At 60.8% G+C, this 17,960-nt stretch carries 15 protein-coding genes; 10 read left to right on the forward strand and 5 right to left on the reverse strand.

Annotation, left to right across the window (positions count from 1 at the left end; translation table 11 throughout):
• Positions 1–1,890 carry a gephyrin-like molybdotransferase Glp gene (gene glp / locus ACN9M3_RS25215; RefSeq protein ID WP_426318987.1) on the forward strand — a complete coding sequence of 630 codons (1,890 nt, stop codon included), beginning with the start codon at positions 1–3 and terminating at the stop codon, positions 1,888–1,890.
• A 36-nt stretch (positions 1,891–1,926) separates the two neighbouring features.
• On the opposite strand, the gene ACN9M3_RS25220 is transcribed toward glp, so the two are convergent.
• From ACN9M3_RS25220 to ACN9M3_RS25230, 3 genes are read right to left on the reverse strand one after another with little or no spacing between them, the layout of a single operon-like run.
• Positions 1,927–2,262, reverse strand: a complete 336-nt coding sequence (locus tag ACN9M3_RS25220; RefSeq protein WP_426318988.1) for a hypothetical protein — start codon at positions 2,260–2,262, stop codon at positions 1,927–1,929.
• Positions 2,263–2,265: 3 nt separating this feature from the next.
• Positions 2,266–3,516: a DNA recombination protein RmuC gene (locus ACN9M3_RS25225; protein WP_426163858.1), complete on the reverse strand. Its 1,251-nt coding sequence runs from the start codon at positions 3,514–3,516 to the stop codon at positions 2,266–2,268.
• Positions 3,516–3,908, reverse strand: coding sequence for a group II truncated hemoglobin (locus ACN9M3_RS25230; protein WP_426163861.1), 393 nt, complete (start codon positions 3,906–3,908; stop codon positions 3,516–3,518). The genes ACN9M3_RS25225 and ACN9M3_RS25230 overlap by 1 nt, the downstream gene beginning before the upstream one ends.
• A gap of 91 nt (positions 3,909–3,999) precedes the next feature.
• Here ACN9M3_RS25230 and ACN9M3_RS25235 point away from each other — a divergent pair, with 91 nt between their 5' ends.
• Positions 4,000–5,229 carry a sensor histidine kinase gene (locus ACN9M3_RS25235; RefSeq protein ID WP_426163864.1) on the forward strand — a complete coding sequence of 410 codons (1,230 nt, stop codon included), beginning with the start codon at positions 4,000–4,002 and terminating at the stop codon, positions 5,227–5,229.
• A 3-nt stretch (positions 5,230–5,232) separates the two neighbouring features.
• Positions 5,233–6,228: a response regulator gene (locus ACN9M3_RS25240; protein ID WP_426163867.1), complete on the forward strand. Its 996-nt coding sequence runs from the start codon at positions 5,233–5,235 to the stop codon at positions 6,226–6,228.
• Between the two features lie 57 nt (positions 6,229–6,285).
• Here the strand turns inward: ACN9M3_RS25240 and ACN9M3_RS25245 are convergent, their stop codons facing one another.
• The gene (locus ACN9M3_RS25245; RefSeq protein WP_426318989.1) at positions 6,286–8,811 is read right to left on the reverse strand and encodes an ABC transporter permease; all 2,526 of its coding nucleotides are present in this window, start codon (positions 8,809–8,811) and stop codon (positions 6,286–6,288) included.
• Between the two features lie 6 nt (positions 8,812–8,817).
• The gene (locus tag ACN9M3_RS25250; protein WP_426163873.1) at positions 8,818–9,831 is read right to left on the reverse strand and encodes an adenosine deaminase; all 1,014 of its coding nucleotides are present in this window, start codon (positions 9,829–9,831) and stop codon (positions 8,818–8,820) included.
• Positions 9,832–10,177: 346 nt separating this feature from the next.
• Here ACN9M3_RS25250 and ACN9M3_RS25255 point away from each other — a divergent pair, with 346 nt between their 5' ends.
• The 7 genes from ACN9M3_RS25255 (at position 10,178) to ACN9M3_RS25285 (ending at position 17,902) form a co-directional block, all read left to right on the forward strand.
• Complete coding sequence (locus ACN9M3_RS25255; protein ID WP_057260456.1) at positions 10,178–12,100, forward strand: PrkA family serine protein kinase; 1,923 nt, start codon at positions 10,178–10,180, stop codon at positions 12,098–12,100.
• A gap of 49 nt (positions 12,101–12,149) precedes the next feature.
• Entirely contained in the window at positions 12,150–13,418 is a 1,269-nt protein-coding gene (locus ACN9M3_RS25260) for a YeaH/YhbH family protein (RefSeq protein ID WP_130310792.1), read from the forward strand.
• Between the two features lie 5 nt (positions 13,419–13,423).
• Positions 13,424–14,953, forward strand: coding sequence for a SpoVR family protein (locus ACN9M3_RS25265; protein ID WP_426172297.1), 1,530 nt, complete (start codon positions 13,424–13,426; stop codon positions 14,951–14,953).
• Between the two features lie 364 nt (positions 14,954–15,317).
• Entirely contained in the window at positions 15,318–15,980 is a 663-nt protein-coding gene (locus ACN9M3_RS25270) for an energy transducer TonB (protein WP_426163877.1), read from the forward strand.
• Positions 15,981–16,067: 87 nt separating this feature from the next.
• A complete protein-coding gene (locus ACN9M3_RS25275) occupies positions 16,068–16,991 on the forward strand; it encodes a MotA/TolQ/ExbB proton channel family protein (protein WP_426163880.1) in 924 nt (307 codons plus the stop codon).
• Positions 16,992–16,995: 4 nt separating this feature from the next.
• Positions 16,996–17,424: an ExbD/TolR family protein gene (locus ACN9M3_RS25280; protein ID WP_028101866.1), complete on the forward strand. Its 429-nt coding sequence runs from the start codon at positions 16,996–16,998 to the stop codon at positions 17,422–17,424.
• A gap of 55 nt (positions 17,425–17,479) precedes the next feature.
• Entirely contained in the window at positions 17,480–17,902 is a 423-nt protein-coding gene (locus ACN9M3_RS25285; RefSeq protein ID WP_200953793.1) for an ExbD/TolR family protein, read from the forward strand.
• Positions 17,903–17,960 lie beyond the last annotated feature (58 nt).

Consider the following 17,960-nt stretch of genomic DNA (forward strand, 5'->3'; position numbering starts at 1 on the left):
ATGGAACAAAACATCAGTGGATTGATCCTGGCAGGTGGCCGCGGCACCCGCATGGGCCGTGTGGACAAAGGCTTGCAGCCCTTCCGGGGCGGCACGCTTGCCTCACATGTGCTGCAGCGGCTTGCGCCGCAAGTGGCCAGCGTCGCCATCAACGCCAACCGCAATCTGGGCGCCTACGGCGCGCTCGGCGTGGAGGTGCTGCCGGACGAACTGGAAGGCTACGAGGGCCCGCTGGCCGGTCTGCAGACGGGCCTGCGCCATTGCACGACGGACCTGCTGCTGACAGCGCCCTGCGACTCCCCTTTCCTGCCGCCCGACCTGGCGCAGCGGCTTTACGAGGCGCTGAACGCGCAGGGCGCCGACCTCGCCGTGGCATCTACGCTGGAAACCGACGACGATGGCAAGACGCGCACGCAACTGCATCCTGTTTTTTGCCTGGTGCGCAAAAGCGCCCTGCCGGCGCTGGACGATTACCTGCAGACCGGCTCGCGCAAGATGGATGGCTGGTACAAATCGATCAAGGTGGCCGAGGTGCTGTTCAACGAGGCCGCTGCCTTCCGCAATATCAACACGTTGACCGAGCTGCAGAACGAGGAAGAAGCTGCCGCCAACCCTTCACTGAAAGATGTGGCGACCTGCCTGTCTGGCTACGATCCCGACGCCCTGCCTGTGCGGAATGCACAGCGCATCATCCGTGAATTCATCCGGCCCGTGCGCTGCATCGAAAAGGTCGCGCTGCGCAGCGCCCTGGACCGCGTGCTCGCTGCCGATGTGATCTCGCCGATCAACGTCCCCGCGCACGACAACTCCGCGATGGACGGATTCGCGTTTGCCGGCGGGCAGCTCAAAGCCGACGGCAACACCACGCTGAAGGTGATCGGAACAGCCTACGCGGGCCGCCCTTCGGCGCTGAAGCCCGGCCCCGGCGAGTGCGTGCGCATCATGACCGGCGGCGTCATGCCGGATGGCTGCGACACCGTGCTGCCGCAGGAGTTGGCGGCGGACCTGAGCGACGTCGCCGTCACAATCTCGCCGAACACCGTGCGCACTGGCGACAACCGCCGATTCAAAGGCGAAGACCTTGCAGCCGGCACTCCCGCACTTCGCAAAGGCAAAGTATTGCGCCCGGCCGACCTGGGCCTGCTTGCCTCGCTGGGCCTGGCCGAAGTGCCGGTGCAGCGCCGCCTGCGCGTGGCCTTCTTCTCCACGGGCGACGAGCTGCGCTCGATCGGCGAACCGCTGGCGGAAGGCTGCGTCTACGACAGCAACCGCTACACCCTGTTCGGCATGCTGCAACGCCTTGGCTGCGACATCGTCGACATGGGCATCGTGAAGGATGACGCGGCATCGCTCGAAGAAGCCTTGCGCACTGCCTGTGAATGTGCCGACGCCGTGATCACATCCGGCGGCGTATCGGTAGGCGCAGCGGATTACACCAAGCAGGTCATGGCCACGCTGGGCGATGTGCATTTCTGGAAGATCGGCATGCGCCCTGGCCGCCCGATGGCGTTCGGCCGCATCCGCTCGAACGGCCACAGTGCCTACCTGTTTGGCCTGCCTGGCAATCCAGTGGCCGTCATGGTCACCTTCTACTTCTTCGCGCGCCACGCCCTGCTGCGCATGATGGGCGCCGATGCACCAGGCGACCAGTTGCTGCGTGTCCGCTCGGCCCAGGCGATCCGCAAGAAACCCGGCCGCACCGAATATCAACGGGGCATCCTCTCCACGGCGCTGGACGGCACGCGCGAAGTGCGCATCACCGGCTCGCAAGGCTCCGGCATCCTGCGTTCGATGTCCGAGGCAAACTGCATGGTGGTGCTGCACGACGAGCAAGGCAATGTGGCGGAGGGTGACCTGATTGACGTGATAGTTTTTGAGGGGCTGGTCTGACTCGCCTGACCTGCATCAGCCCGGCCCCAGAAAGACTCAATAGCGGTAGCAGTGCGCTTGCTGCGGCTCGCTGCGCATAAGAGGCGTGGTCCAGGCGGGGTTGGTGGCTTGCTGGCACTTTATCAGGACTTCCGACCATGCTTTCAAATTCGCTTCGGAAGCATCCTTCTTCCATGCCTCGTTCATTGCGCGCGCCAAGGGCGTTTGGCTGCCTGGGACACCCAAAGGCCGGCCGAAGCTGTCGCGGGCGGGTTCTAAATCAAGCTGTGTTCGCACAACAGGCTTCGCGGCAGGGAGTTCCAGTTCGCCGGCCCATACGCCAGTTGATGCTGGCAGCAGCAATGCTAGCGCGAAGTGGGCAGCGAGCTTCATCGCTCAGTTGGGGCTGTCGGTGTCCGCGTCAGCGCCGTCGGATGCGCCCAGCATCAACAGGGCCGCTTCGGCAGGTAGCGCTTCCACTGATTTCAGCTTGCGCGCCATCTGGCGGCTGCGTACTTCCGCGTTTTCGATGTTGCGGGCGGCTTTTTCCAGTGTCATCTTGGTCGTTGCAAGGACGTCGCCGAATTTGGCGAATTCGGTCTTTACAGCGCCCAGCACTTGCCACACTTCCGACGAGCGTTTTTCCAGCGCCAGGGTACGGAAGCCCATTTGCAGGCTATTCAGCAGCGCGGTCAGCGTGGATGGGCCGGCGATGCTGACCCGATTCACACGCTGCAGTTCATCCGCCAGGCCGGGGCGGCGCATCACTTCTGCATACAGGCCTTCGGTCGGCAGGAACAGGATGGCGAAGTCGGTGGTCAGCGGGGGCGAGACGTATTTTTCAGCGATCGTCTTCGCCTCGCCGCGCACGGCGCGTTCCAGCTCACGGCCGGCAGCGGCAACTGCATCGGCATCGGCGCGGTCGGCCGCTTCCAGCAGGCGCTCGTACTGCTCTTTCGGGAACTTGGCGTCGATCGGCATCCATACTGGCGCGCCGCCCTCTTTCTGGCCCGGCAGCTTGAGCGCGAATTCGACGCGGGCGTTGGATCCCGGGATAGTTTCGACGTTCTTGGCGTATTGATCCGGCGTGAGGATCTGCTCGAGCAGCATCTCGAGCTGCACTTCGCCCCAGGTGCCGCGCGTTTTCACATTGGTCAGCACGCGTTTCAGGTCGCCAACGCCCAGCGCCAACTGCTGCATTTCGCCCAGGCCCTGGTGCACGCGCTCCAGGCGTTCGGACACCTGGCGGAATGATTCAGTCAGGCGTGTTTCCAGCGTTTCGTGCAGCTTTTCATCGACAGTCTTGCGCATCTCTTCCAGCCGCGCACCGTTGTCGGCCTGCAGCTCGCGCATCCTGGTTTCCAGCGCCACGCGTACTTCCAGCAGGCGGCGCGTGTTGGATTCGGTCAGCACCTCGATCTGGCGGCGCATTGTTTCAAGCTGCTGGACTGTCGCTGCGTGCGACTGCGCAAGGATATTGCCCATTTCCTGGCGCTGCGCCTGTGCCGTGGCCTGAAGCTGCAGGCGCACTTCGCGTTCGACTCGGTCCAGTTGGTCGGCGACGTCGCTGCCGCGGCTGCGCAGCAGCGCGACAATTTGCAGGACGATGATGACGGCGGCCAGCGCCAGCAGGATGGTCAATTCCATCAATCGGCCTTGTTCCGCATCCAGTCGGCGGTCTGATAGAACGACTCCATCAGCCGCAGCCGCAAATCTTCGGCGATGCCGACGTCCTGCATCGCCCACGCCATGCAGCGCAGCCACTGGTCGCGTTCACTCGAACCGACAGCGAACGGCAGGTGGCGCGCGCGCAGGCGCGGGTGGCCGAAACGCTCGATGAACAGGTCCGGGCCGCCCATCCAGCCGCTGAGGAACCAGAACAGCTTGTCGCGCGAGCCGTCGGTGCTGGGCGGGTGCATGGCGCGGATGCCGGCGAACTCCGGCTCCAGCTCCATCAGGTCGTAAAAACGGTCAACCATCTCGCGCAGCTTGGTTTCTCCGCCGATGACTTCGTAAAGGGTGCGTGCTTCATCATTCATAAAGCAATGATAGCGCATGGACGTATTGATGTGGATCAAGCATAGTGCTGATTTCACGCAAAAAGCGCCAACAAACCGCCATGATTGCCAGATGATCCGACGCCTTATCCGAACCCGACTGCACGCCCGCAGTGCCGGGGAAATCGCCGACCTGCGCCTCGCCGCCCTGAGCTGGCTCGGAATCACCTGCTTTCCGCTGTATTACGCGATTTTCGGCTGGCTGGTGCCGCAGCCGTACGAAAACCTGATGGCGCGCGCCGTCGGTACCGCGCTTGGACTTGGCGGCCTGTTGGCGCGGCGCCTGCCGGCGCGACTGCGCGACCGCTACACCCTGGTGCTGGTGACTTACGAGCTGCCCTTCTTCTGCACCTTCATGTTCCTGATGAATCACGCCAACGTCACCTGGTCCCAGGTGATGCTGGTGATGCTGGTTGCGCTGTTCCATTTCGAAGTTCGTCTCGCTTTGCGCGCCGGCGCAATCGGCATTTGCGCCGCCGTGCTGCTGGCGATTGCGCTGGGGGCCGGTGAGGTCATCGCCTCGGCGGCGGTGCTGCAATTGCTGCCGGTGCAGTTGTTCCTGGTCGGCTGGATGTGGGTGTTTTCGCAAAGCCGCAAGGCGCTGGAAGAAGAAAAGCTGGAAGGGCTGGGCGAAGGACTGGGCGCTGTGGCGCACGAGATGCGTACCCCGCTGGCCAGCCTGGACGCCAATGTGCGCGGCCTGTCGCGCATGCAGCAGCGCGCGGGACAGGATAATCCGGCAATGCGCCAGGCACTGGGCCGCATGCAGTACGAAGTGCGCCATATGAATCATATGATCGACCTGTTCCTGCTTAGCGCGCAGGCGGTGCGGCAGAAGCTGGATCCGCACGAAACCGTGTCCATGCTTGATACCGTTGAATCGGCGCTGCGCCGCTATCCCTTTACCGGCGAGGCCCAGCGCCAGCTGGTCGCGCTGCAGGTCCGCAGCGATTTCCGCTTCGGTGGACAGAACGAGCTGGCCATCATGCTGCTGCTGAACCTCCTGCGCAATGCCATGCAGGCGGTGCAGCGCGCCGGCAAGGGGCGGGTCAGGATCGTGATCGATGGTTGCCGGCCGGTGCCACGCGTCCTGGTGATCGATACGGGCTGCGGTATTGCACCGCACCATCTGCCGATGATTTTCCAGCGTTTCTTCACTTATCCGGAGCACAATGGCGCCGGCATCGGCCTGGCACTGTGCCGCCAGGTGATGCAAGCGTGGGAAGCGAAACTACATTGTGTCTCCCGCGAGCACGCATATGCTATCTTTGTGCTTGAATTTCCCTTACAAGCAAGCCGTTGAACCATGAAACTGCCCGTTTACGCCCACCCAACCATGACCGTCCTGGTGGACGACAGCGATACCTTCCTTCACAGCCTGGTATTCCAGCTCGATCCGATGCAGGCCAGCGTGTGCTTCCACGACCCGTTGCAGGCGCTGGAATGGTTCAAGGCCAATGCCCGCAGCAGCGAACTGCCGCTGCAGGTGGATTTCGATAATCCGAACCAGTCGGCGGAGCAGCGCAACGTGGCGGTGGACCTGGAGCAGATCTACCGGATTTCCGCCCAACGCCAGCGTTTTTCCATTCCATCGGTGCTGGTGGTCGATTATTCAATGCCACAGATGAACGGCGTGGCGTTTTGCCAGGCGATCCAGCACCTGCCCTGCAAGAAGATCCTGTTCACCGGCCAGGCCGATGAAAAGATCGCGGTCGACGCCTTCAACCGCGGCCTGATCGACCGCTATATCAAGAAAAGCGCAGACGATGCGCTGGACCGGCTGGAGGAGGAAGTGGCTGCGCTGCAGAAGGCGTTTTTCCAGGAGCAGTCGGAGACCCTGCTGGACATGCTGGTGCTGCACGAATTCAGCTTCCTGCGCTGCGGTGCGCTGGCCAAGGTCGTGCAGCAGCTGTACCAGGAGCACGGCTTCGTCGAGCACTACCCTTTCCCGAGCCCGAGCGGCATCCTGTTCTTCAAGGCCGACGGTTCGGCGCAGCTGATGGTGGTGGAAACCGAACGGGGCTACGAATCGCAGGTGGAAATGGCTCGTGACAGCGGCGCACCGCAATCGCTGGTGGAAGCGCTGGAAGAAAAGCGCATGCTGCCCTTCTTTCCGCCCGACGGCATGTATTCCGACGAAGTGGGCCAGCATTGGCACCGCTACTGCAAGGCGCCGCAGGTGTGCAAGGGCCTGGAAACCTACTACTGGGCCCTGTTCGAGGTCGAACCGACGCTGCTCGATATCCAGCCCACCCCTTACGCGGAATTCCTGCGCCAGCATACCCCGCCGCTCGCAGCGTGACGGTCCAGCCCGTGTCACACTTGGGGTGTGACCCCAGGGTGTGACACGGGCCCAGCCTTATGCCTCGCGCAGCGTTTGCAGCGGGGGGTGGTTCAGGACGTTGCGCAGGCCGAGCCAGCCGCCGATCACGGCGCAGATCGCGCCTGCCAGCAGGCCTGCCAGCCAGACCCAGGGACTGAAGGTCCAGGCGAACTTGAACTGGTAGGTTGCCAGGCCCCATCCCATCAGGCCGGCGCCGGTGGCGGCCAGCAGGCCTCCCAGGCCGCCGACCAGCATGAACTCGATCAGTTGCGCTTGCGAGAGCTGGCGGCGGGTGGCGCCGAGGGCGCGCAGCAGGCCGGCTTCGCGCCGGCGTTCGTCCTGGGAGCCCATCAGCGCGGCATAAAGCACCAGCACGCCGGACAGCAGGGTGAAGGCAAACAGGAATTCCACCGCCTGGATCACCTGGTCCAGCACCGATTGCACCTGGCGCAGGATGCCGCCAACGTCGATGATGGTCAGGTTGGGGAATTCGCGCGACAGCGCGTTGCCGGCAGCCAGGGCATGCTTCGGCAAGTGGTACGAGGTAATCCAGGTTTGCGGCGTGTCGGCCATCACTGCCGGGTTGATGATGACGAAGAAGTTCACCCGCATCGATCCCCATTCGAGCTTGCGCAGGCTGGTGATCTTCGCTTCCACCGGCGAGCCGGCGATATCGAAGCGCATCGTGTCGCCCAGTTTCAGGCCCAGCGTCTTGGCGATGCCCTCCTCGACCGAGGCTTCGCCCGCCGTGCCCCCCATCGCCCATTTGCCGGAGGTGACCTGGTTCTGCGCCGGCAGTTCCGTCATCGTCGACAGGTTGAATTCGCGTTCGGCCAGTCCTTTCGCCCGTTCGTCGGTGTAGGTCTCGCTGGTGATGGCCTTGTCGTTCACCGCCACCAGGCGGCCGCGGATCATGGGGAACATCGGCACGTCCTTCACGCCGACTGCCTTCAGGCGCGCAGCGATGACGTCCTTCTGGTCTGGCTGGATGTTGATGATGAAGCGGTTCGGGGCATCAGGCGGCATGGTATTGCGCCAGGCCGACATCAAGTCGCCGCGCACCACGGTCAATAGCAGCAATGCCATGAGGCCAAGCGACAGCGATACCACCTGCACCACGGTGGCGCCGGGCCGGCGGCGCAGGGAGGTCACCGCGAAGCGCCATGCCTGGTGCGGGAATGCATTGCGCAGCGGACGCAGGGCTTGCAAGCCGAGCCAGCCCACCAGGGCAAACAATGCGAAACCAAGCAGGAAGCCGCCGCCGGTCACGCCGGCGAGCTTGACGTCATTCGATTGCCATAACAGCAGCGCGCCGAAAGCGGCGATGCCGAGCCCGTAGGTGGCCAGGGCGGCAGGCTTCGGCGCGGCGGCCTCGCGCCGAATCACGCGGTTGTGCGGCACGTTACGCAGCTGCAGGATCGGCGGCAGCGCGAAGCCGGCCAACAGGATCATGCCGGTGGCGAGGCCCTGCAGCGCCGGCAGGATGGTCGGCGCCGGGATGTCGGTAGCGACAAGGCTGCCAAGCAGTTGCAGCAGAACATAGTGGGCGCCAAAGCCGACCAGGACCCCGAGCAGGCTGCCCGCCAGCCCGACCAGCAGGAATTCGACGAGGTAGATCAAGGTCACCTGGTTCTGCGTCAGCCCCAGGCAGCGCAGCATGGCGCAGGAATCGAGATGCCGCTGCATGAAGCGGCGCGCAGCCATCGCCACCGCTACCGCAGCCAGCATGGCCGACAGCAGGCCGACCAGCGACAGGAAGCGGTCGGCGCGGTCGAGGGTGGCGCTCATTTCCGGGCGCCCCTCTTCCAGCGATTCGAGGCGCACCCCGCGTACATTGTCCTTCCTGATCAAGGTTTTCAGCCATTCGCCATATTCCTGCGTCGCCCTGGAGCTGGCGCCGGGGCCGGCCACCAACAGCCGATAGCCGACGCGCGACCCCTCCTGCACCAGATTGGTCGCCGGCATATCGGACAAGGCAAGGAAAACGCGCGGGGCAAAGTTGATGAAACCGCCGCCGCGATCCGGTTCCGCGGCAATCAGCTGCGTTACGCGGAACTGCTTGTCCCCCAGTTGCACCGTGCCGCCGACTGCGACGTCGAGCGACGTCGCCAGCGCCGGGTCGATCCAGACCGTGCCCGGTTCAGGCGTGGCCGGTGCCGGAGTGCCGATGCTTTCGTTCGCTTGCGCGACGTCGGTATTGACCTTGACGCGGCCGCGCAGCGGATAGCCCGGGCCGACGGCTTTCAGCGTCACCAGCACGGAGCGGGCGGCATCGCCCTGCCCTGCCTGCGCCATGCTGGGGAAGGCCAGCGTATCGGTCACCAGCAGGCCGCGCCGCAGCGCTTCTTCGCGCCAGGCGCCGGGCACCGGGTTGTCGGCGACGATCACCAGGTCGGCGCCCAGCAACTGGTGCGCATCGCGATTCAGTCCGCTGCGCAGGCGATCGATGAAGAATCCGGCGGCCGACAGCGCCGCCACTGCCACAACCAGCGCTACCAGCAGGAAGCGCAACTGCCCGGCGCGCCAGTCGCGCGCCGTCATCCTCAGGGCTTGTTGAAACATTAATTGTCAGACCACGTTAAAGGCAGAGAAATAGGTATCGACTTCGTCCAGGAACTTCTGCTTTTCCTCGGCGGGCAGGAAGGCTGCTTCGAAGCTGTTGCGCGCCAGCTGGTGCGCATGGGCCAGGCCAAGCGGCAGCGCGTCGAACACGGCGACGAAGTTATCGTTCATATAGCCGCCAAAGTACGCCGGGTCGTCCGAATTCACCATCGCCACCAGGCCCGCGTCGAGCAGCGCCAGCAGGTTATGGTCCTTCATCTGGTCGAACACGCGCAGCTTGGTGTTGGACAGCGGGCAAACGGTCAGGGGCATGCGCAGCGCGGCCAGGCGCCGTGTCAATGCAGGATCTTCCAGGCAGCGTACGCCGTGGTCGATGCGCTCCACCTTGAGCAGGTCGACCGCCGTTTCGATATAGGCTGGCGGCCCCTCTTCGCCGGCATGCGCCACCAGGTGCAGTCCGAGGTCGCGGGCGCGTGCGAACACGCGGGCAAATTTCTCCGGCGGGTGGCCGACTTCGGAAGAATCGAGGCCGACGCCGATGAATTTGTCGCGGTACGGCAGCGCCGCTTCCAGCGTGGCGAGCGCGTCTTCTTCGCTCAGGTGGCGCAGGAAGCACAGGATCAGCTTCGCGCTGATTGGCCCTTCGGTGCAAGCGCGATGGATACCATTAATCACATCGCCAATCGGCACGCCGCGCGCGGTATGGGTCTGGGGGTCGAAGAAAATTTCGGCATGGCGTACATGATCGGCCCTGGCGCGCTGCAGGTAAGCCATGGTCATGTCATAAAAGTCCTGCTCTTTCAGCAGCACGCTGGCGCCGGCGTAGTAGATGTCGAGGAAGGATTGCAGGTTGGTGAAGGCATATGCCGCGCGCAGTGCTTCCACCGACGGGTAGGCCAGCTTGACGCCATTGCGTTCGGCCAGCGCGAAAATCACTTCCGGCTCCAGCGAGCCTTCAATGTGAATGTGCAGTTCTGCCTTCGGCATATTCTGCACGATGGAGCGCATTTGGGTAGTCATTTTTTGTTCTCTTTCACCGCTGATAAGTAGTTGGCATCTTACTCCAAGATAGTGTGCTGCAGAGTCGGGCCAGCCGTGCTACTGTGGTGCCATAGGCGAGGGGATCGAGCATTGGCGGTACTACTGGCTTTACTTCTAGATCCAATAGAGCAATAATAAATTTCATCAACGTAAGATGCGTTTCGAGCCCGGCAACCATCCCCCCGCCGGCTAATAATGATCCAGCTCCGAGCCTCGGGCAATCCCTGGCAACTCAGGCAAGCTGGCAAAGCATTGAGCAGGCCTGCAGCCCACGCTACGACTGCCGACCATGTGACTAGTAGATTTTTCATTAAAGGACATTCACATGACCATTTTTGACAACTACGCAGCACGGTATGAGCGCACCAAGGAAGAGGAAATGTCCCTCTCCGAGTATCTCGCGCTTTGCAAAAAGGACCGCCTGACTTACGCTTCGGCGGCGGAACGGATGCTGGCTGCGATCGGCGAACCGACCCTGGTTGATACGCGCAACGATACGCGCCTGTCCCGCATCTTCGCCAACAAGGTCATCAAGATTTATCCCGCCTTCCGTGAGTTCTACGGCATGGAGGACGTCATCGAGCAGGTCGTTGCCTACTTCCGCCATGCCGCCCAGGGCCTGGAAGAGCGCAAGCAGATCCTCTACCTGCTGGGCCCTGTCGGCGGCGGCAAATCGTCGATTGCGGAAAAGCTCAAGCAACTGATGGAAGAAGTGCCGTTCTACTGCCTGAAAGGCTCGCCGGTGAACGAATCGCCGCTCGGCCTGTTCAGCGAGGCGGAAGACGGCACCATCCTGGAAGAGGATTACGGCATCCCGCGCCGCTACCTGCGCAATATCCCTTCGCCATGGGCAGTCAAGCGCCTGCACGAATTCAATGGCGATATCAACCAGTTCCGCGTGGTCAAGCGCTACCCTTCCGTACTGAAGCAGACTGCCATCTCGAAGACCGAGCCGGGCGACGAGAACAACCAGGACATTTCTTCGCTGGTGGGCAAGGTCGATATCCGCAAGCTCGAAGACTACGCCCAGGACGACCCGGACGCCTACAGCTATTCCGGCGGCCTGTGCCTGGCCAACCAGGGCCTGATGGAATTCGTCGAGATGTTCAAGGCGCCGATCAAGGTGCTGCACCCCTTGCTGACCGCCACCCAGGAAGGCAACTACAAGGGCACGGAAGGCTTCGGCGCCATCCCCTTCGAGGGCATCATCCTGGCCCACTCGAACGAGTCGGAGTGGAAGAGCTTCAAGAACAACCGCAATAACGAGGCATTCCTCGACCGTATCTATATAGTGAAGGTGCCGTACTGCCTGCGCGTCACCGACGAGATCAAGATTTACGAGAAGCTGCTGCACAATTCCTCGCTCGACAAGGCGCCTTGCGCTCCCGGCACGCTGCGCATGATGTCGCAGTTCGCCATTCTGTCGCGCCTGAAAGAGCCGGAAAACTCCAGCATTTTCAGCAAGATGCTGGTGTACGATGGTGAAAACCTCAAGGATACCGACCCGAAAGCCAAGTCCATCCACGAATACGTGGACTATGCCGGGGTCGACGAGGGCATGAGCGGCCTGTCGACGCGCTTCGCCTTCAAGATCCTGTCCAAGGTCTTCAACTTCGACTCGACCGAGGTGGCGGCCAACCCGGTGCACCTGCTCTACGTGCTCGAACAGCAGGTCGAGCGCGAGCAGTTCCCGCCGGAGACCGAGCAAAAGTACTTCTCCTATATAAAAGAGCACCTGGCCCAGCGCTATGTCGAGTTCATCGGCAAGGAAATCCAGACCGCCTACCTGGAGAGCTACTCCGAATACGGCCAGAACATCTTCGACCGCTACGTGACCTTTGCCGACTTCTGGATCCAGGACCAGGAATACCGCGACCCGGATACCGGCGAAAGCTTCGACCGCGAATCGCTGAACAACGAGCTGGAGAAGATCGAGAAGCCGGCCGGGATTTCGAACCCGAAAGACTTCCGTAATGAGATCGTCAACTTCGGCCTGCGGGCGCGCGCCAATAACGGTGGCAAGAACCCGGCCTGGACCAGTTACGAGAAGTTCCGCACGGTGATCGAGAAGAAAATGTTCTCCAATACGGAGGAACTGCTGCCGGTGATCTCCTTCAATGCCAAGGCCAGCGCCGAGGACGCCAACAAGCACGCCGACTTCGTGGCGCGCATGGTGGAAAAGGGATACACGGCCAAGCAGGTCCGGCTGCTGTGCGAATGGTATCTGCGCGTGAGGAAGTCGTCCTGATAGAGAAGTGGGATAATCAGGACGCGCCAATCAAGCAGGCAGGAGGCACATGACTTACCTCATCGACCGTCGTTTGCAGGGCAAGAACAAGTCCGCGGTCAACCGCGAACGATTTTTGCGGCGTTACAAGGGCCAGATCAAGGATGCGGTCGGGCGCGCCATCAAGGGGCGCTCGATCACCGACATCGAGAATGGCGAAAAAGTATCGATTCCCGTCAAGGACGTGAACGAGCCCTCGTTCGGCCACGCCCATGGCGGGATCTGGGAAGTGGTTAATCCCGGCAACGAGGAATACCAGAAAGGTGATTTGATCAACCGCCCCAAGGGCGGCGGGGGCAGCGGCCGCGGCCGCGCAGGCAACAGCGACCAGACCACCGAGGATGATTTCATCTTCGAACTGTCGCGCGAAGAATTCATGAACTACTTCTTCGAAGACCTGGAACTGCCGCACATGATCAAGACCCAGCTCACGGCGACCACGGAATTCAAGCCGCAGCGCGCAGGTTATACGGTATCGGGCACGCCTTCGAACATCCACGTGCTGCGCTCCCTGCGCGGCGCCCTCGGCCGCCGCATTGCGGTGGGCGGCAGTTCACGCAAGCGCCTGATCGAGGCGGAACGCGAACTGGAGGAACTGCTGGTGGCCGGCGCGCCCCTCGACGACCCGCAGGTCATCGAGCTGAAAAAGCTGATCCACCACTTGCATACGCGCTTGCTGGCCATTCCCTACATCGATCCCTTCGACCTGCGCTATTCGAACCGCATCAAGGTGCCGAAGCCGATGACCCAGGCCGTGATGTTCTGCATCATGGACGTGTCGGGCTCGATGGACGAGCAGCGCAAGGATACCGCCAAGCGCTTCTTCATCCTGCTCTACCTGTTCCTCAAGCGCGTGTACGACAAGATCGAGGTGGTGTTCATCCGCCACCATACGGCAGCGTCGGAAGTGGACGAAAATGAATTCTTCCATTCGCGCGAATCGGGCGGTACCGTGGTGTCCTCGGCCTTGCACCTGCTGAACAAGATCATTGACGAGCGCTTCGGCGGCGGCAGCTGGAATGCCTACGTGGCGCAAGCATCCGACGGCGACAACTGGGACAACGACTCCGTGCTGTGCCGGCAGCTGCTGGTCAACACCATCATGCCCAAGGTGCAGTACTACACCTATGTCGAGATCACCGACGGCCCGCCGCAGAACCTGTGGGAGCAATACGCCCAGATCCCCGAATACCACCAGCACTTCGCCATGCAGAAGATAGTCACGCCGGCCGATATCTACCCGGTGTTCCGCGAACTGTTCAAGAAGCAGCCAAAATGAACCAGATGACCAAGCGCCCCCCGCATCCACGCGCCCTGCCGGAGCAATCCGAATGGACGTTTGAACTGATCGAGCAGGCGCACGAAGAAATCCGCCGCGTAGCGCAGAACTTCGGGCTGGATACCTATCCGAACCAGCTGGAGATCATTACTGCCGAGCAAATGATGGACGCCTACACTTCAGTGGGCATGCCGGTGTCGTATGCCCACTGGTCGTTTGGCAAGCACTTCCTGGCGACAGAAAAAGGCTACAAGCGCGGGCAGATGGGGCTGGCTTACGAGATCGTCATCAATTCCAACCCCTGCATTGCCTATCTCATGGAGGAAAACAGCCTGACCATGCAGGCGCTGGTCATTGCCCACGCCGCCTATGGCCACAACTCCTTCTTCAAGGGCAATTACCTGTTCAAGACCTGGACCGATGCCGATGCCATCATTGATTACATGGTGTTTGCCAAGAATTACATCACCGAGTGCGAACAGCGGCATGGTATCGATGCCATTGAATTGCTGCTCGACTCCTGCCACGCGATCCAGAACTATGGCGTGGACCGCTACAAGCGTCCGGCCAAGCTGTCGCTGGCGCAGGAACAGATGAAGCAGAAGGAGCGCGAAGCCTACCTGCAATCGCAGATCAACGAACTGTGGCGCACCGTGCCGCGGCGCGAAGAAGAGGCCGTCGACAAGCCGGCGCCGCGCTTCCCGCCTGAGCCGGAAGAAAACCTGCTGTACTTTATCGAGAAGTACGCGCCGCTGCTGGAACCCTGGCAGCGCGAGATCGTGCGCATCGTGCGCAAGATCAGCCAGTATTTCTACCCGCAGCGCCAGACCCAGGTCATGAACGAGGGCTGGGCCACGTTCTGGCATTACACCATCCTCAACCAGTTGTACGATGAGGGCGTGGTCAGCGATGGCTTCATGATGGAATTCCTGAAGAGCCATACCAATGTGGTGTACCAGCCGCCGGTGCACAGCCCCTACTACAACGGCATCAATCCGTATGCACTGGGCTTTGCCATGATGTCTGACATCCGGCGCATTTGCGAGAATCCGACGCCGGAAGACCGCGAATGGTTCCCCGATATTGCCGGCAGCGACTGGAAGAAGACGCTTGACTTCGCCATGCGCAATTTCAAGGATGAAAGCTTCATTGCGCAATATCTGTCGCCGCGCCTGATCCGCGAGTTCCACTTCTTTGCTGTATTAGATGACGACAAGAACGACAAGCTGGCCGTCTCGGCCATCCACGATGAGCTGGGCTACCGCTATGTGCGGCAAATGCTGGCCGACCAGTACAACCTGGGCAACCGCGAGCCGAATATACAGGTATGGTCCGTCAATACCCGCGACGACCGCGCCCTGACACTGCGTCACACGCAGTACAACCGCCGTCCCCTCAACCAGCAGGCCAATGAAGTGCTGAAGCACGTGGCCCGTCTCTGGGGATTTGACGTTCACCTGGATACGGTTTCGCCGGATGGCCAGGTGATCAGCACCATCGAGTGCAAGCGCGAGAAGCGCAACCGGGTGATCTGACCGCCGCTTTTGACAGAGTTACGTCGAAGCAACACACTTCGCCAAATTTCCTTAGCCTCGCCAGGGTCGCTGGCGAGCAATATTTCGTCTTGAAGAAAAAGTGATGAAGATCAATCGCAGGGGCGAAAAAATGGTCAATTTTCTCTTGCTTTTTCTGCCAGACCACTTTGGCACAGCCTGGTAACAGCCTGCCAATATGGGGCTAAGGGCATGAAATTTAAACGGTTTTCGGGACAAAATTCTATGCAAAAATCCAAAATTCGTATGTATAATTCGCCGACGTCCCGGATGCGGCTGTAGCTTTGTGTCGCCATTTTGGGGGTTTAAAGTAGCAACACAAGAGTTGGTATTGGAGAAAGCAGGCATGAATTTCAGTGATAACGAGAAAATTGCCGGGAAGAAGAACTATACGGGCATCGTGTTCGTCGTAGTCCTGCACATAATTGCTGGTTACGGTATTGTTTCCGGCTTGGGCAAGAAAATGATTAGCAAGATGATCGAACCGGTGGAGACCAAGATCATCGAGGAGGTTGCCCCGCCTCCGCCAAAAGAACTGCCACCACCGCCACCGCCACCAGAGATGAAGGCCCCCCCACCGCCATTCATTCCTCCGGTCGAAGTGAACGTGCAGCAACCGCCGCCAGCGCAGAACGTGATCGCCAACGCGACCAACGTGAAGCCAGCAACCACCGATATTCGCCCAGCCCCTCCGGCACAACCTGCACCTCCAGCCCCTGCGGCAACCGGTGTACGTACCCCGGCTGTGGTCGACTTCAGCACCTGCGCCAAGCCAGAATGGCCGAAGTCGTCGCTGCGTAACGAAGAGACTGGCACTGTGACCATGTCCTTCCTGATCGGTGTGGACGGCCACGTAGCTGAGGCAAAAGTAGTGAAATCTAGTGGTTTCCGTGACCTGGACAAGGCCGCACAAGTTGGTATTTCCAAGTGCAAATTCAAGCCTGCAACGGTCGACGGCAAGCCGCAAGAAGGCTGGCAACAGATGCAATACGTCTGGACGCTGGAATAAACCTGAGACAGAGCACCGTCTCGCAACTAAGTAAGTCCGTTGTCGTTTAAGCCAGCGAACTGATTATTTTTCAAATTTGGAGGAAGCATGTTTAAGAATACCCGTTTGTCCGCTGTACTGGCCGCTGTGCTGTTCTCGGTGACCGCAGCTACCGCCCTGGTAAGCGCCCCAGCCATGGCTGACGCGCCTGCCTCGGCAGCCGCTTCGGCTCCAGCCGCTGACGCACCTGCAGCTCCAGCAGCTGACGCGGCAGCCGCTCCAGCAGCAGAAGCAGCCGCTCCAGCTGCTGCCCCAGCTGCTCCAGCCGCTAAAGAAGAAGTCGAAAACCCATTCGGTATCTCCGCTGTGTGGGAAGCCGGCTTCGTGGCTCGTGCTACCCTGATCATCCTGTCGATCATGTCGATCGGTTCCTGGTACATCATCGTGACCAAGATCATCGACCAGCAGAAGATCTTCAAACAGCAGAAAGAAACCTCTGCCAAGTTCTGGAAAGCATCGTCGATCGCTGCCGGCACCGCGACCCTGACCGAAGGTTCCCCATTCCGCTTCATCGCTGAATCCGGCACCAAGGCCACCGCTCACCACGACGGCGCCCTGCTGGAACAGATCGACCTGTCGACCTGGGTGACCATGTCCATCCAGCGCGCTGTTGACAAAGTGCAGTCCCGCCTGTCCGATGGCCTGTCCTTCCTGGCAACCGTTGGTTCGACCGCTCCGTTCATCGGCCTGTTCGGTACCGTTTGGGGTATTTACGGCGCGCTGACCAACATCGGTATGACCGGTAACGCATCGATCGACAAGGTTGCAGGTCCAGTGGGTGAAGCGCTGATCATGACCGCTTTCGGTCTGCTGGTCGCAGTTCCTGCCGTTCTGGGTTACAACTGGCTGCTGCGTCGTAACAAGACCGCAATGGAAGATGTACGCTCCTTCTCCGCAGACGTGCACTCCGTGCTGATCTCCGGTGCAATGTCCACCTCGAACGCTGCTGCTTCGTCGAAAAAAGTAGGTTAATACCATGTCGATGTCTGTAGGCTCCGATACCGGGGGAGAAGAGCAGCTTAACAGTGAGATCAACACGACTCCGCTCGTGGACATCATGCTGGTTCTGCTGATCATCTTCCTGATCACGAGCCCGGTCGTTCTCAAACTGCAGAAGATCAACCTGCCGGAAGAGATCAACCAGGCAATCCAGACCAAACCAGAGAACGTCAACATCGTTGTTAACAAAGATGGCGACATCTACTGGAACCAGAAGAAAATGCGCGACGCGAATGAGCTGTTCGATTTTCTGAAAGAGGAAGCTGTGAAGGTGCCTCAGCCTGAAGTTCATGTCCGCGGCGACAAAGACGCGAAATATGAATCGATCGGCCGTGTGATCTACACCACCCAGCGCGCTGGCATCCAGAAGGTCGGTTTCATCACCGAACCGCCTGATAAGATGTAAGAACAAGCCGCCCCTGGCTGTAGCGGGGGCGGCCTTCTGAAAAGGAACACATTTCATGAGTATGAGCGTAGGCAGTTCCGGCGGTGAGTCGGAACCGATGATGGAAATGAACATGACGCCGATGATCGACGTCATGCTGGTTCTGATCATTCTGCTGATCATCACCATTCCAAAAGCGAACCACTCGGTCAACCTGAACATGCCGGTCGGCACCCCGCCACCGCCAACCAAGGAACCAGTGGTCGTGACCATCGACGTTGACTTCGACGGCACCATCCTGTGGGACAATGTGGTCGTTCCTGACCGCCCTGCCCTGGAGAACAAGCTGATCGCCGTAGCGGCACAGGCTGACCAGCCTGAAGTGCACCTGCGTCCGAACAAGCTGGTTAACTACAGCGTGGTTGCAGGCGTCATGGCTTCGGCACAGCGTCTGGGCGTCACCAAGATTGGCCTGGTCGGCAACGAGCAGTTCCAGTAAATAATTGGGCCAAAACACCCTTTATTTTCCTAAATAGGCAGGTTATCCTGCCTATTTC

Source organism: Pseudoduganella sp. R-43, assembly GCF_049913255.1.
GTDB lineage: Bacteria > Pseudomonadota > Gammaproteobacteria > Burkholderiales > Burkholderiaceae_D > Rugamonas.

Excerpts from the sequence above, each read along its gene's own strand:
- ACN9M3_RS25255 (WP_057260456.1), top strand. The coding sequence starts at position 10,178 with ATGACCATTTTTGACAACTACGCAGCACGGTATGAGCGCACCAAGGAA.
- ACN9M3_RS25265 (WP_426172297.1), top strand. The coding sequence starts at position 13,424 with ATGACCAAGCGCCCCCCGCATCCACGCGCCCTGCCGGAGCAATCCGAA.
- ACN9M3_RS25235 (WP_426163864.1), top strand. The coding sequence starts at position 4,000 with ATGATCCGACGCCTTATCCGAACCCGACTGCACGCCCGCAGTGCCGGG.
- ACN9M3_RS25225 (WP_426163858.1), bottom strand. The coding sequence starts at position 3,516 with ATGGAATTGACCATCCTGCTGGCGCTGGCCGCCGTCATCATCGTCCTG.
- ACN9M3_RS25250 (WP_426163873.1), bottom strand. The coding sequence starts at position 9,831 with ATGACTACCCAAATGCGCTCCATCGTGCAGAATATGCCGAAGGCAGAA.
- ACN9M3_RS25280 (WP_028101866.1), top strand. The coding sequence starts at position 16,996 with ATGTCGATGTCTGTAGGCTCCGATACCGGGGGAGAAGAGCAGCTTAAC.
- ACN9M3_RS25260 (WP_130310792.1), top strand. The coding sequence starts at position 12,150 with ATGACTTACCTCATCGACCGTCGTTTGCAGGGCAAGAACAAGTCCGCG.
- ACN9M3_RS25240 (WP_426163867.1), top strand. The coding sequence starts at position 5,233 with ATGAAACTGCCCGTTTACGCCCACCCAACCATGACCGTCCTGGTGGAC.
- ACN9M3_RS25220 (WP_426318988.1), bottom strand. The coding sequence starts at position 2,262 with ATGAAGCTCGCTGCCCACTTCGCGCTAGCATTGCTGCTGCCAGCATCA.
- ACN9M3_RS25275 (WP_426163880.1), top strand. The coding sequence starts at position 16,068 with ATGTTTAAGAATACCCGTTTGTCCGCTGTACTGGCCGCTGTGCTGTTC.
- ACN9M3_RS25285 (WP_200953793.1), top strand. The coding sequence starts at position 17,480 with ATGAGTATGAGCGTAGGCAGTTCCGGCGGTGAGTCGGAACCGATGATG.
- ACN9M3_RS25245 (WP_426318989.1), bottom strand. The coding sequence starts at position 8,811 with ATGTTTCAACAAGCCCTGAGGATGACGGCGCGCGACTGGCGCGCCGGG.
- ACN9M3_RS25270 (WP_426163877.1), top strand. The coding sequence starts at position 15,318 with ATGAATTTCAGTGATAACGAGAAAATTGCCGGGAAGAAGAACTATACG.
- ACN9M3_RS25230 (WP_426163861.1), bottom strand. The coding sequence starts at position 3,908 with ATGAATGATGAAGCACGCACCCTTTACGAAGTCATCGGCGGAGAAACC.
- glp (WP_426318987.1), top strand. The coding sequence starts at position 1 with ATGGAACAAAACATCAGTGGATTGATCCTGGCAGGTGGCCGCGGCACC.